General features: G+C 72.1%; 12 protein-coding genes. 2 read left to right on the top strand and 10 right to left on the bottom strand.

Features of this window, described 5'->3' with window-relative positions; genetic code table 11:
- Window positions 1-56: 56 nt before the first annotated feature.
- The 6 genes from NI17_RS04690 to NI17_RS04665 form a co-directional block, all read right to left on the bottom strand.
- The gene (locus tag NI17_RS04690; protein ID WP_068692968.1) at window positions 57-2,555 is read right to left on the bottom strand and encodes a mannose-1-phosphate guanyltransferase; all 2,499 of its coding nucleotides are present in this window, start codon (window positions 2,553-2,555) and stop codon (window positions 57-59) included.
- 132 nt (window positions 2,556-2,687) lie between these two features.
- On the bottom strand, window positions 2,688-3,383 hold the full coding sequence (gene clsA, locus NI17_RS04685; protein ID WP_199860132.1) for a cardiolipin synthase ClsA: 696 nt from the start codon (window positions 3,381-3,383) through the stop codon (window positions 2,688-2,690).
- 94 nt (window positions 3,384-3,477) lie between these two features.
- Complete coding sequence (locus NI17_RS04680) at window positions 3,478-4,122, bottom strand: gamma-glutamyl-gamma-aminobutyrate hydrolase family protein (RefSeq protein WP_068692967.1); 645 nt, start codon at window positions 4,120-4,122, stop codon at window positions 3,478-3,480.
- A gap of 231 nt (window positions 4,123-4,353) precedes the next feature.
- A complete protein-coding gene (locus NI17_RS04675) occupies window positions 4,354-5,268 on the bottom strand; it encodes an ArsA family ATPase (protein WP_068692966.1) in 915 nt (304 codons plus the stop codon).
- Complete coding sequence (locus NI17_RS04670; protein WP_068692965.1) at window positions 5,259-5,543, bottom strand: cory-CC-star protein; 285 nt, start codon at window positions 5,541-5,543, stop codon at window positions 5,259-5,261. Before NI17_RS04670 ends, NI17_RS04675 begins: the two co-directional genes overlap by 10 nt.
- Window positions 5,540-7,300 (bottom strand): carbon starvation CstA family protein, encoded by a 1,761-nt coding sequence (locus tag NI17_RS04665; protein ID WP_068692964.1) that lies wholly within the window; start codon window positions 7,298-7,300, stop codon window positions 5,540-5,542. The genes NI17_RS04670 and NI17_RS04665 overlap by 4 nt, the downstream gene beginning before the upstream one ends.
- A gap of 132 nt (window positions 7,301-7,432) precedes the next feature.
- Between NI17_RS04665 and NI17_RS04660 the strand changes: the two genes are divergently transcribed.
- Complete coding sequence (locus NI17_RS04660) at window positions 7,433-8,245, top strand: hypothetical protein (protein WP_243597610.1); 813 nt, start codon at window positions 7,433-7,435, stop codon at window positions 8,243-8,245.
- Between the two features lie 21 nt (window positions 8,246-8,266).
- On the opposite strand, the gene thyX is transcribed toward NI17_RS04660, so the two are convergent.
- The 4 genes from thyX to NI17_RS04640 form a co-directional block, all read right to left on the bottom strand.
- Entirely contained in the window at window positions 8,267-9,064 is a 798-nt protein-coding gene (gene thyX / locus NI17_RS04655; protein WP_068692963.1) for an FAD-dependent thymidylate synthase, read from the bottom strand.
- A gap of 101 nt (window positions 9,065-9,165) precedes the next feature.
- Window positions 9,166-9,306, bottom strand: coding sequence for a GPGG-motif small membrane protein (locus NI17_RS04650; RefSeq protein ID WP_234402063.1), 141 nt, complete (start codon window positions 9,304-9,306; stop codon window positions 9,166-9,168).
- Between the two features lie 99 nt (window positions 9,307-9,405).
- Complete coding sequence (locus tag NI17_RS04645; RefSeq protein ID WP_068692962.1) at window positions 9,406-11,601, bottom strand: anthranilate synthase component I; 2,196 nt, start codon at window positions 11,599-11,601, stop codon at window positions 9,406-9,408.
- Between the two features lie 809 nt (window positions 11,602-12,410).
- Window positions 12,411-12,746, bottom strand: a complete 336-nt coding sequence (locus NI17_RS04640; RefSeq protein WP_068692961.1) for a rhodanese-like domain-containing protein — start codon at window positions 12,744-12,746, stop codon at window positions 12,411-12,413.
- A gap of 82 nt (window positions 12,747-12,828) precedes the next feature.
- Here NI17_RS04640 and NI17_RS04635 point away from each other — a divergent pair, with 82 nt between their 5' ends.
- On the top strand, window positions 12,829-13,425 hold the full coding sequence (locus tag NI17_RS04635; protein ID WP_068693007.1) for a TetR/AcrR family transcriptional regulator: 597 nt from the start codon (window positions 12,829-12,831) through the stop codon (window positions 13,423-13,425).
- Window positions 13,426-13,463 lie beyond the last annotated feature (38 nt).

Here is a 13,463-nt window from a genome sequence, read left to right as displayed (position 1 = left end):
ACACGGCGGGCGCGCGGCCCCGGGAAGCCCCCCGGGGCCGCGCGCCCGGTCCAAGGTCAGCCCTCGGCCCGTTCGACCACGGCCGCCCACTCCTCCAGCAGCCGCTGGGCGGTGTCATCGTCGGGCCCCTCGGCCCACAGATGGGTGACCGCCTCGGCGGTGTCGGGGAGCACCAGCGCCCAGGAACCGTCGGGTTCGATGACCCGGACCCCGTCTGTGGTGTCGATCTCGCGGCCCTGCGCGGCCTCGACCACCTCGCGCATGACGCTGCCCTTGACCGCCCACGGGGTGGGCACGGAACGGCGCAGCAGGTGTGCCTGCGGAATCCTCTGGTCGATCTGGTTGAGCGACATCTTAGTGCGCGCCACCAGTCCGACCAGTCGCACGAACGCGGCGATTCCGTCGCTGGTGCGGGAGAACTCCGGTATGACGAACCCGCCCCGGCCGTCGGCGGCGAAGATGATGTCCTCGGCCAGTGCGGCCTTGGTCAACTCGTCGATGGCCGTGGGGGTCCACTGCACCTGGACGCCGTGGAAGCGGGCGACCTGCTCGGCCACCCGGGTCGTGGTGACCGGCAGCGCCACCCGGCCGCCCCCGCGCTCGGCCGCCACCAGGTCGAGCACCACCAGCAGCGCGCGCTCGCTGTCGACCAGCTGGCCGCTGCCGTCGACCAGTTGCAGCCGCTCGGCCACCGGGTCGAACCTGACGCCGAAGTCGGCCCGCGCCGACGCCACCAGTTCGCCCAGCCGCTGCAGGTCGCGCATCTGCTTGGCCAGGGTGTCGGTGGGCGACGCCTCGTCGAGGCGGTTGTTGACGGTGAGCACGTCGGCGCCGATCCGGCTGAGCAGGGCGGGCAGGATCAGCGATCCGGTACCGCCCGCGCAGTCCACCACGACCTTCAGGTTCGCCTCGTCCACCCCGGACAGGTCGATGCTGCGCAGGATCTCCTGCGTGTAGGCCTCGACGCTGCGGGAGGGGAAGGACAGTTCGGCGATCTCACCGGGAAAGGCCCTGCGGTACTCCTGGCGGGAGAAGACCCGCTCCAGCTTGCGCTGGGCGGCCGGGGACAGGTCGGCCCCGCTGGGGTCGAGGAAGACGATGTCGACCGACTGCGGGTCCCCCGGTGTGGTGCGCAGCGCGATGCCGCCGCTGAGCCCCGACTGGGAGGTGTGGAAGCGCGCCAGCGGCAGCGGGGCGGCCTCCAGGTCCTGGACGTTGATGGCCGCCGCGGTCAGGGCGCTGACGACCGCGCGTTTGAGGGTCCGCGCCGCCCGGGAGACGTCCCTGGATGCGGTGACCACCGCGCCCTTCTTCAGGGTGGTGGCGTAGGCGCTGGCCAGCCGTACCGCGAGTTCCGGGGTGATCTCGACGTTGATCAGCCCGGACACGCCGCGGGGACCGAACAGCGAGCGCTGGCCCTTGGACTCCCAGATGACGTTGGCGTTGACGACCGCGCCGGCCTCGATCGTCTTGAACGGATAGACCTTGATGTCGTTGGCGAGGTAGGCCTCGGACTCGATGACGCACTCCTCGCCGACGACCGTGCCCTCCTCGACCCGGGTGCCGGCCATGATGTCGGTGTTCTTGCCGACGACGCAGCCGCGCAGGTTGGCGCGGGTGCCCACGTACACGTTGTCGTGGATCACCGCCCGGTGCAGGAACGCGTCGGAACGCACCACCACGTTGCTGCCGAGCACGGTGAACTCGCGCAGTTCCGCACCGGCCTCGACCTTGGCGTAGTCGCCGACGTAGAGCGGTCCCTTGAGGACCACGTCGGGGTCGACCTCGGCTCCCTCGGCCACCCAGATGCCCGGGGAGACCTCGAAGCCGTCGATCTCGACGTCGACCCTGCCGGAGAGCACGTCGGCCTGGGCGCGCAGGTAGCTCTCGTGGGTGCCGACGTCCTCCCAGTAGCCGTCGGCGATGTAGCCGTACAGGGGGGCGCCGTCCTTGAGCAGCTTGGGGAAGACGTCGCTGGACCAGTCGACGCTCTCACCCGCGGCGACGTGCTCCAGGACCTCGGGCTCCATGATGTAGATACCGGTGTTGACGGTGTCGGAGAAGACCTGCCCCCAGGTGGGCTTCTCCAGGAACCGCTGGATGCGGCCGTCGTCGTCGACGATGATGATGCCGAACTCCAGCGGGTTGGCGACCCGCTTGAGTCCGATGGTGACCATCGCGCCGTTCTCGCGGTGGAACCGCACCATGTCGGTGAGGTCGATGTCGGTGAGCGCGTCACCGGAGATGACGATGAACGGCTCTCCCCGGAGGTGCTCCTCGGCGTTCTTGACGCTGCCCGCCGTGCCGAGCGGCACCTCCTCCGCGACATAGCGCAGGGTCATTCCGAGTTCCTCGCCGTCCCCGAAGTAGTTGCGAATCAGGGTGGCGAGGAACTGCACGGTCACGACCGTGTCGTCGAATCCGTGTCGCTTCAGCAGCCGGAGCACGTGCTCCATGATCGGCCGGTTGACGACGGGTAGCAGTGGTTTGGGCTGGTTGGCGGTCATCGGGCGAAGACGGGTGCCTTCACCACCGGCCATCACGACGGCCTTCATCGCGGCCACCTCCAAGCCCCGGGGATCGTTCGGCGAACCGCCATGGCACGGGGTCTCATGGTGGGGATGTTGCTCCCTTCGTTGTCACGACGCGGTGGCCCGGAGTCACCGGCCACGGGACGGTTCAGGCCCTCAAGCCTGGGTACCGCGCTTCACCGCCCGTGCGGTGTCGGCCGGCGTGTCCGCCGTCCGCGCCTCGGTGCTCGTGTCACCTCCCGGGGCGCGTTCCAGGGCGCGGCTTCGTCCGATCAGCCGGGCACCCTGGACCGAGTACAGCAGTCCGGCCCACCAGTAGAGGGCTGTTCCCCATATCGCGAAGGCCCAACCAACGATTTGCGCCACATATCCGACGGCTCCCGAGTACCCGGCCAGAAACAGCAGCGGAAAGGCGTAGAGAAGGCACAGCGTGGCCGCCTTGCCCGCGAAGTTGACCGGAAGCGGCCCGTATCCGTGGTATCTCAGGATCGGCAGCGAGCCGAGGATGAGCACGTCGCGCAGGACCAGGATCGCCATCAGCCACCAGGGGATGATGTCCCGGACGACCAGGCCCAGCAGCGCGGCGAAGATGTAGAGCCGGTCGGCCATGGGGTCCAGGAGCGTGCCGAGCCTGCTGGTCTGGTTCCAGGCCCGCGCGATCTTGCCGTCGAGCCAGTCCGAGAGCCCGGCCGCCGCGAGCACGCCCAGCGCCCACACGTCGGCCCGCGGGCCGAGGACCAGCCAGAGGAACAGCGGGACACCGAGCAGCCGCAGGACGCTGATCATGTTCGGGATCGTCCAGATCCGGTCCGCCGCGCCGCGTTGGTCCCCCGGATTCGTCGCGGTCGCCATCTCACCTCCCCGTTCGAGGGTGAGCCTACCCGCCGTCCGGCGGTTGTCCTCCTGCCTCAGCCGACGGAATCCGTCCGGCCGCGCCGGGCGGCGGTCAGGCTCCGGCCTGTTCGACCAGCGCCCGGAAGAGTCGGCGGTCGTCGGCCTCCTCGGGACGCCAGCGCACCCCGATACCGAAGGGGTGGTCGGCCACCTCCAGCGCCTCGACCGCCTGGGCGCCGTCCCAGGCCACCGGGACCAGACCCGCGCCGATCCGGTTGACGCCGGGGCTGTCGGCGCGGCGCACGCGGGCGTGGTCGCCCAGAACCTTGCCCAGTCCGCTGCTGACGTTGACCGTCACGTCCGTGTCGACCAGGCGGAGCGCGGGACCGCGGGCGGGCAGCAGGCTGCCTCCCGCCGCGACGTTGAGGACCTGCAGGCCGCGCTCGACGGCCAGGAAGGGACGGCGGGCCTCGACTGCGGCGCGGACGAGTTCGGTCTCGAAGCGGTCGCGTCGCGGGTCGGCCTCGTCCTCCTCGGAGGCGCCCACGGGCGCGCCGGTGGTGAAGACGAAGCCGTCGAAGCGGGCGACGAGGTCGTCGACGCGCCGGGGGTGGACCGGGGCCAGGACGACGGGCAGGCCTCCCGCGCGGTCGACCTCGCGCAGGAACGGTGTGGCCACGAGCGCGGCCTCGCGCACCCAGCTTCCCCAGCGCGCCGGTTCGAGGTGGCTCGTGATCCCGATGAGCGGACGGGGCATGCGTTCTCCTGGACGGCTGGGGCGAGGGGCGGTGAGGCAGAAATCCTATTGGGTGCGGCTCCCGGGTGCATCCCTGCCGACGTTAACAACATTTCACCGCCGTGTCGCTTCTCCGCACGCAGGGGCGGCGAACGGCTTGGGATGGAATGTACCTCTCGGGCACCACACGCCCGTGTGCGTCTTTTGCGGGAAAGTCCGTGGCATGTCGGCCGCGGCCCGGCCGCCCGCGGGTCAGTGCGGAGCCTTCCGCGGTGGGTGCAGGGGCGGCAGGGCGCGCAGCGACGCAACACCGATGGGCTCCCGGTCCAGCAGCGGCACCTCGACGACGCCGGAGGCGGCGAACACCGCCCGGACCTGCTCCATCACCTGCGCGTCGGGGCGGGGCGGGACCTGGTTGACGACTCCGACCCCCAGCGTGAACCCCTGCGCGGTCAGCGCCTCGGCCGCACGCCGCGTCTCGGCCAGCACCATCCGGCGGGGCAGGGTCACCAGGCACACCACCGCGTCGGAGCGCAGCCGCGCGGCCGCGGTCTCCAGGCGGAGCCGCCGCGCGTGCAGCCGCTCCAGCAGGGGGTCGTCCTCGGCACCGCCGACCGGACCGAGGACTCCCTCGGCGAAGCGGTCCGCGGCGACCGCGCGCTCGCGCTGCCGGGCCAACCCGCGGATCCACGGGGTGAGCAGGGTCGGCAGCGCGAGCATCCGCAGCAGGTGGCCGGTGGGGGCGCTGTCCACGACCAGCCGGTCCCAGCGGCCGGGCACCTGCTCCAGGTAGTCGACGAGCCGGTCGTTGAGCGCCGACTCGACCATCCCCGGGGAGGCCGCGGCGTGCTCCAGGTGGCGGTGCACCGCGGGCATGACCTCCCGGGGCACCGCGGCACGGGCGTCGTCGGCGACCTCGGCGATCCGGCGGCGCACGGTCTGCTCGGCGTCGGGTTCGACCGCCCACAGGTTCTCGGCCGCCTTCCGGGGGCGGTCCCCCAGCCGCGCCCCCAGGGCGTCGCCGAGCGAGTGCGCGGGGTCGGCGGAGACGACCAGGGTGCGCAGTCCCGCGTCGGCCAGGGCCAGCGCGTGGGCGGCGGCCAGCGTGGTCTTGCCGACGCCGCCCTTGCCGCCGACGAAGGTGACGGCGGCCCCGCTCAACAGCACACCCCCGGGTCGCCGAACTCCTCGCGTCCCATACGCCGGTGCCACTCGTGCAGGTCGGCGACCAGGTACGGGACGAGGTCGAGCGTCTCGTAGGCCACCGGGTCGTCCACTCCCAGGGTCTGCAGGAGCAGCAGCGCGCGGAAGGTGTCGGCCTGCCTCCGGTCGTCGCGGCGCAGCGCGTGCCGCCAGCGCGCCGCGAACCACTCCTCGTGGAGGGCCTCGGCGCGCCGCCAGGCGTGCGCGAGGCGGGCCGTGAGCGGACCGCCTCCGTTCACCGGTCGCCCGCCTCCGCGGTGTCGGTGCTCTTCTCCTCGGCCGCACCCGCTTCGGCGCCCTCCGCCGCGGGCCGTTCCGCGCGCGCCGCCCAGGCCCGGCGCAGCGCCAGCGCCGCCTCGACGATCAGCCACAGGGCGAGCACGAAGATGACCGCGTCGAGCGGGGCCAGCAGGAACGCCTGCACCGGGTCGGCGGCGGTGGCGAAGCGGACCAGGTTGACCACCAGCGCCCAGGAGGTCATCACCAGCAGGAACACCAGCGGAACGAGTACCGCGAGCGGGTTGCGGCTGTTCTTGGTGACCCACACGGCGATGACGGCCAGCGCCAGTCCGGCGGTGAGCTGGTTGGTGGTGCCGAACAGCTGCCACAGGGTGCCGAACGCGAAGTCTCCGGGAATCAGCGCCAGGGCCAGCGGCACGACCACCGCGACCGAGGTCGCCAGCGTGAGGTTGCGGGCCAGCGGCCTGATCCGGGCGATCTCGGCGATCTCCTGGATGATGTAGCGCTGCAGGCGCACGCCGGTGTCCATGGTGGTGGAGGCGAAGCTGATGACCACCACGGCGGCGAAGATGACGCCGACGGTCTCGGGGATGCCGATGTTGCCGGCGAACGCCGCCACACCGTTGACGAAGTTGCCGGTGGCGCCGCCCGACGCGGTGGCGTAGTCGGGGTACAGCGCGTTCCAGTCGGCCCGGGTCGCCGCGACCCCCGCGGTGCAGGCCAGGATCGCGCACAGCGCGAGGGTGCCCTCGCCGAGCGCCCCCATGTAGCCGACGTAGCGGGCGTCGGTCTCCTTGTCGAGCTGCTTGGCGGTGGTTCCCGAGGCCACCAGGCTGTGGAAGCCGGAGATCGCGCCGCAGGCGACGGTGATGAACAGCAGGGGGAACCACGGCGGGGAGCCCTCGGGGACGTCGTTGACCACCGGGGCCGCGATGGTGTTGAGGCCGACGGCGACGCCGAGGAGGATCACCGCCAGCGCCACCAGCATCTGCTGCTGGTTGACGTAGTCGCGCGGCTGCAGCAGCAGCCACACCGGCAGCCGGGAGGCGACGAAGGCGTAGCCGAAGATCAGGACGATCCACAGCGTCTTGGGGGTCAGGCCGACCGCCGCGGCCAGCGGGTCCAGCGTGATCGGGAGGAGCAGGCCCAGCGGGATGGAGGCGTAGATCAGCAGCAGCACGACCAGCGAGGGCAGCAGCGCGGCGGTGCGGGTGCGGTAGACGTACTGGCCCACGCCGATGGCCAACGGGATGGTGACCAGCACGGGCAGCACCGCGCTGGGGTTGGCGACGAACAGGTTGGCGATGACCACGGAGAAGACCGCGTTGATCAGGGTCAGCAGGAAGAAGATGATCAGCAGGAACAGGACGCTGGCCCGCCTGCCGACCACCTCGCCCGCGAGGGTGCCGATGCTCTTGGCCCTGTGGCGGACCGAGACCGCCAGCGCGCCGAGGTCGTGCGCACCCGCGGCGAAGATCGTGCCCAGCAGCACCCACAGCAGTGCGGGCCCCCAGCCCCAGAACACCGCGACCGCCGGACCGACGATCGGGGCGGCCCCGGCGACCGAGATGAAGTGGTGGCTGAAGAGGACGTGCTTGTTGGTGGGGACGAAGTCGACCCCGTCGGAGTAGCGGTGGGCCGGGGTCACGTAGTTCGGGTCCAGCGCGTAGACGCGCCGGGTGAGGTAGGTGGAGTAGTACCGATATCCCAGGGCGAAGAGCGCCAAGACGGCGACCAGCACGACGACGGCAGGCATGTCCGCTCCTTCGGTCGCGGCGGTGGCCTCGGGGCGCGGGGTCGCCGCGCACGGTCCGTGACACCGCCGGTCGACTGAGTCAAGATCCCCCCGAAGGTAGCATGAGGCCCAAGTCACAACAAAGGGAGCTTAGTGACATCCATCATCACAATCTGGGATCGGTCGGTTACCGCGGAACTGTCCTGGCTCTCCCCCGCGGGTCCGGTCGGCGTTCCCGTGGTCCCGCTCGTCCTGGACGGGCATCCGTGCGTCGCGCTGCCCTTCGCCCACCTCGCGCTCGCCGACACGCTCACCGACGGCCGGGCCGCGCTCAGCGTCACCGACGCCCGCGCCCTGCCGACCGGGTCCGCCGCGGCCACCGCCACCGGACCGGTGCGCGTCACCCACGACCTGGACGGCGAGGTCTTCGTCGAGGCGCTGCTGGAGCAGGAGGCCCGCAAGCACCCGCCGACGCGGCAGCGCGCGGGCGGACTGCTGGCCCGCCGGGAGAACTGGTGGTGGGTGCCGCGCGTGCTCGTCACCCTCCTCGACGCCGCCGAGGAGCGCCCGCTGCCGACGCGCACCGGGGCGGCCGACGCCCTGCTGGTCCGCGCGGGCGCGCGGGGACCGGCTGTCGACGTGGTGAGCGCCTCCGAGTGGCCGGACCGGCGGGGGGCACGGATCGGGCTGCGGCGGCTCGACGGCGAGCCGCTGGAGGCCCCGGGCGGGGACGGCTACGTCTTCTCCCACCACCACAGCCCCGACTTCGGAGTCTGGGAGCGCTGGCACCGGCGCGGACGCCTGGAGGGCGCGACGCTGACCGTCGCCGACGCGGCCGGCGGTCCGGCGGAGCCGGTGCGCCCGCCCGGGCTGTGGGCGCGGCTGCGCGCCCACCGCGACGTGGCCGGGGCCTGCCGCCGGGGCATCGCCGCGGCCGAGGCGCGGGCCGCCGGACTCCGGCGGTGAGACGCCTCGGGGTCCGGCGGCTCAGACCTTGCGCCACTCGGGCACCCAGGCGCCGTCGGTGACCGTGTAGTCGCCGAACAGCGCGGGGGCCTCCTTGACCAGCACCTCGCCGATCCTGTGGAACACCAGGCGGATCTCCTCCTCCGCGCCGGGGGCGGTGCGCACCTCCAGGGTGTGGCGCAGGGTGCGCACGTTGGCGGTCCACACCAACCCGGTGGCCACCCCCTCGGGGGCGAAGCGGCGCATGAAGGAGGTGCGGTGCTTCTTGACCGCGAAGGGTACGCCCTCCTCGTCCAGGCCGAAGTGGTCGGCCATCCAGCGCTGGAACTCCTCCATCCGCCCCAGCAGCTCGGTGGCGCGCGCCATCAGCTCGGGGTCGTCCCTGGCCCAGTCGGGGAACCAGAACGGCAGGTCGGTCAGGCGCACGAAGCGCAGCGACTCCTGGGAGACCGCCACGCCGGGGCGGTGCCGGACGAGTTCGTGGGTGGCCACCCGCGAGACGTTGTGCAGCACGAAGCTGAAGCTGACGTGCTCCAGCACCGATCCGTGCATGCTGGCCAGGATGTTGGACAGGTAGGCGTCCTGGTCGGTGCGCACCCGGGTGACGTTGGGGTTGAGTCCCGGCTCCCAGGAGCGGTAGCACAGCCGTCCGGCGAACTCCGCGAGGTTCTGGGGATCGTTGAGGGGGCCGTCGAGCTCTCCCCGGTCCAGCCGCTCCAGCCAGCCGCTGCCGCCCACGTCGGCGAGGTAGCGAGCGATCTCGTCATAGTCCAGTTGCGGTCGCGCGACCAGGTGGACTTCGGGCTCGACGCTTTTCACCGGTTCTGTTCCCCCTGCTCAGGTCCGTGTCCTCGGTCCCGGGCCGCGCCGAGCGCGGCCCGGGACCGCAGTCGAACCTAGCAGCAGGCGGAGGGTGGGCGTCACAACCCCAGGAAGCTGCTGGGGGCCAGGATGACGCCGACGACGATCAGGACGATGCCCCACAGCATCTGGCTGCGCAGGAGAGCCATGACACCGGCCACGATCAGCACGATTCCGAGAATCAGCAGAAGAATGCTCAGTACGCTCATGTCCCGGTCGCTGCCCCGGCCCTCCCCGAAAAAACGGCCGCCTACCAGGTTCCACCGAAACCGCAGGTCAAGCCGGACAAAGTTTTGGTATCAGATCGTTCGGCCGCGCGCCAACCGCAGTACGTTGGCCACGATCCGCTCGCCCACCCGGGCGGTGAGGATCGACTCGGGATGGAACTGCACCGCCCACCGCCTGCTCTCGGCGTTCTCGACGGCCATCACCACCGGGTCTCCCCCGTCCTCCACGACGGCGGTGACCCCGAAGCCCTTCACCCGGTCGGGGGTGGTGTAGGTGGAGTGGTAGCGGGCCGCGGTGAAGTGGCCGTCCTCACCCAGGTCCGCCAGCAGGTCGCCGCCGGTGACGCGGACCAGGCTGGGTTTGCCGTGCATCGGCTCGTCCAGGGTGAGCAGTTCGCCTCCGGCGTGCTCCACCATTCCCTGCAGGCCCAGGCACACCCCGAAGGCGGGCAGGGCGCGGGCGTCCAGCTCGTCCAGCAGCGCGCCCATCGCGAAGTCGGAGGGCAGCCCCGGCCCGGGGGACAGCACCACCAGGTCCGGGCGCATCCGGTCGAGCAGGGCCGGGTCGAAGCCGTAGCGCACCGTGGTGACCTCGGCGCCGTGGCGGCGCACGTAGTCGGCCAGGGTGTTGACGAAGGAGTCCTCGTGGTCGACGAGCAGCACCCGCATGCCCGCTCCCGCCCGCTCGACGGGACGGGCCCGCACCTCGGGCTCGGGGGCGGCGTCGGCGCCGTCGGTGAGGGTCTCCAGCAGCGCGCGGGCCTTGAGGAAGGTCTCGCGTTCCTCGGCGTCGGGGTCGGAGTCGTAGAGCAGGGTCGCGCCCGCCCGCACCGTGGCCACGCCGTCCCTGATGTGCGCGGTGCGCAGGGTCAGGCCGGTGTTCATCGAGCCGTCGAAGTTGACGACGCCGACCGCGCCGCCGTACCAGCGGCGGGGGGCGCTCTCGTGCTGCTCGATGAAGCGCATCGCCCAGGTTTTGGGGGCTCCGGTGACGGTGACGGCCCACATGTGGGTGAGGAAGGCGTCGAAGGCGTCGAACCCGGCGCGCAGGGTGCCCTCGATGTGGTCGACCGTGTGGATGAGGCGGCTGTACATCTCGATCTGGCGGCGGCCGATCACCCGCACGCTGCCGGGCTCGCACACCCGTGACTTGTCGTTGCGGTCCACGTCGGTGCACATGGTCAGCTCCGACTCCTCCTTGGGGGAGGACAGCAGCTCCTTGATGTTCTCGGCGTCGCCGACGGCGTCCGCGCCGCGCCCGATGGTCCCGGAGATGGGGCAGGTCTCGACGCGCTGCCCCTCGCCGGGGCGGCCGGTGACCCGCACGAACATCTCCGGGGAGGCGCCGACCAGGTACTCGCCCTCGCCGAGGTTGAAGAAGAACTCGTAGGGGGCGGGGTTGCGGTCGCGCAGCCGCTCGTAGAAGCGCGCCGGGGAGGAGCAGGGGGCGTAGAGGCGGTGGCTGGGCACCACCTCGAACAGGTCGCCGCGCCGGAACCGCTCCCTGGCCTCGGTCACCACCCTGGCGTAGGAGCCGGGTTCGGGCGGCGGGGGCACCTCGGCGGCCACCACGGGCGGGGTGGGCTCGGTGAGTCGGGGCAGCCCGCGGGTGGTGCCGCCCGCGGGGCCGCTGAGGGCGGCGGGGACGGTGAAGTCGTAGGAGTGGCGCAGGCAGGTCTCGCGCTTGCGGTCGTGCACGACGATCTCGTCGGGCAGGTGCAGCACCAGGTCGCGGTCGGCGGGGTCGCGGTCGAGGACCTGCTCGATCGGCTCGAACTGGAAGGCGAGGTCGTAGCCGAACGCGCCGTACAGCCCCAGGTGGGGGTCGCCGTCGTGGGAGAAGAGCCCCACCAGGGAGCGCAGCGCGGAGAAGACGCTGGGGCGGCGGCTGCGCTGCTCCTCGGTGAAGAACTCGTCGGGCTCCGGTTCGGGGACGGCGACCTCGACCGAGTCGCCGGTGCGGGCCACCATGTCGCCGTGGGCGGTCAGGGCCCGCACGACGGCGGGCAGCAGCACCCGGCCGCGGTCGTTGAGGGCTGCGGCGCCGATCCGTCGGCCCCGCGCGGCGATCTCCAGACACGGGTCGACGTATCCCAGGTGCCAACGGCTGTAGCGTCCGGGGTACTCCATACCGGAGGACAGGACGCCGCCCCGGCGCTGTTCCACGTTGGCGGTCAGCTCGGTGAGCACGCCGGGGTCGCAGGGGAGGGCCGTGCGGTGCACGGTGATGCCCCCGCCGGTCGAATAGGAGTAGGAGGTGTCGTCCACGGGCCGGTCCTTCGCTGATCTGGTCGTTCGGTATCAGTAGACACCCGGCCCCGCGGACAGCAGAAACGACCGCCGGTCCGGGCGGTCGCTGGTCGTCGGAAATGCGAGCCACAAACGCCGCCTAGCAGCGGCGCCACCACTGGTGCTGAGTCATCAGTGTCGGTCGCATGCGCAACAGTGTAGCGCGTGACGCATGGTTTCGGGGAGCCTACGGAGCGGCGAAGGCTCTCTCCGACCCGGAAAAGAGAGTATTTCTGAACAAGTTTATCATGGATATGGGGCCTCACCAGCTGATGCCCCGGACTCGTCCGCACCGGCGACCGCCCCCGCTCTGCCGGCGCCGCCGAACAGGAGCGGATCTGCCCGCTGTACGCGCGACTGGACGAGGTGCGCGCCGGAGGGGGCGGGCCCCACCCACCGCACTTCTCACCCCCACGGGGCCGAGGCCACCTGGAACCCCCTCCAGGCTGAGGTCGCACAGCCCCCTTCGGAGGAGGTGTCCTGTGCCGCTTCCCAACCGCCCCCAGGGGTGGGGGTTCCACGCCCCTCAGCCCCGGGTCGCACGAACCCCTCGGCCTTCCCGCACCGGTCCCCGGAGCCCGCGCGGGCGCCCGGGCACTCCCCCCGGTGTCCCGGCGGCGGGCTCCCGAGCCGTGATCACCGCCGTGGTCCGCGCACCAGACGCCCCGGCCGGGGAGGCTGGTGACGCCTCCCCGGCCGGGGCATGCGGGAGGCCCCTGGCTGCCTGCGGCCCCGCGCCGACGCCCGTCCCCGGGCCTGCCGGCAGCGCGACCGCGTCGGGCCCGGGCTCAGGCCAGGGCGCAGCTCTCCACGGGCAGCCCTGCCTCCACCCAGTCCTGGATGCCCTCGCGGTACTTGCGGACGTCGGTGTAGCCGAGCTTCTCCAGCCTCGTGGCGACGGCCTGGCTGTTGCCGCAGGCGGGGTTGGAGCAGTAGACGGCGATCGTGGCGTCTCTGTCGGGGAGCAGCTCCCCGGCCCGGGCCGCCACCTGGTCCTCGGTGAGGGCGACGGCGCCGGGCAGGTGCTGCTGCTCGTAGTAGGCACCGCCGAGCGCGTCGACGACGACCACCGTTGAGGCGGCGATCCGCTCCTCGAGCTCTTCCCTGCTGATGAGTCTGGTCATGGAGAACCCCTATCCGGACTACGGTCCACTTACATTCCACAATGTAACGGACCCCAGTCCGCTTGTCTAGTACGCTGTGCGGGTGACCGACGACCCGAACCAGACGGCCCGCCGCCCGCCCAGGGAACGGGCCGACGCCGCCCGCAACCGGCGACGCATCCTGGAGGCCGCCGCCCGCCTCTTCGCCGAGCACGGCGTGGACGGCGTGACCATGGACGCCGTCGCGCAGGCCGCCGCCGTGGGCAAGGGGACGGTGTTCCGCCGCTTCGGCGACAAGTCCGGACTGGTCGCCGCGCTGCTGGACGAACGGGAGCGCCAACTCCAGGCCGCGGTGCTGTCCGGCGATCCCCCGCTGGGACCGGGGGCGCCCCCCGAGCAGCGTGTGGCCGCGTTCCTCGACGCCTACGTCTCCTATCTCGCCGACCACCTGGAACTGGTCAGACTCTCCGAGACCGCCGCGCCGGGCGCCCGGTACCGCATCGGTGCCTACCACTTCTGGCACCGCCATCTGGCCCTCCTCTGCGCCCACGTCCCCGATCCCGACCATCTCGCGCACGTGCTCCTGGGCGCGCTCGACGCCGACCTCAACCGCGCCCTGCTCGACCGGGGATACGACTGGCCCCGCATCCGGGCGGGGGTGGGCGACCTCGCCGCCCGGATCCTGGGAGGAGGCCCCTGACGCCCGCGGCCCCGGACACACCGGTCCGGGGCCGCGGG

Source organism: Thermobifida halotolerans (genome assembly GCF_003574835.2).
GTDB lineage: Bacteria > Actinomycetota > Actinomycetes > Streptosporangiales > Streptosporangiaceae > Thermobifida > Thermobifida halotolerans.
The sequence above is the reverse complement of the archived record's forward strand: the minus strand, read 5'-3'. Positions and strand labels throughout refer to the sequence as shown.

Excerpts from the sequence above, each read along its gene's own strand:
- NI17_RS04690 (WP_068692968.1), bottom strand. The coding sequence starts at position 2,555 with ATGAAGGCCGTCGTGATGGCCGGTGGTGAAGGCACCCGTCTTCGCCCG.
- clsA (WP_199860132.1), bottom strand. The coding sequence starts at position 3,383 with ATGGCGACCGCGACGAATCCGGGGGACCAACGCGGCGCGGCGGACCGG.
- NI17_RS04665 (WP_068692964.1), bottom strand. The coding sequence starts at position 7,300 with ATGCCTGCCGTCGTCGTGCTGGTCGCCGTCTTGGCGCTCTTCGCCCTG.
- NI17_RS04640 (WP_068692961.1), bottom strand. The coding sequence starts at position 12,746 with ATGACCAGACTCATCAGCAGGGAAGAGCTCGAGGAGCGGATCGCCGCC.
- NI17_RS04680 (WP_068692967.1), bottom strand. The coding sequence starts at position 4,122 with ATGCCCCGTCCGCTCATCGGGATCACGAGCCACCTCGAACCGGCGCGC.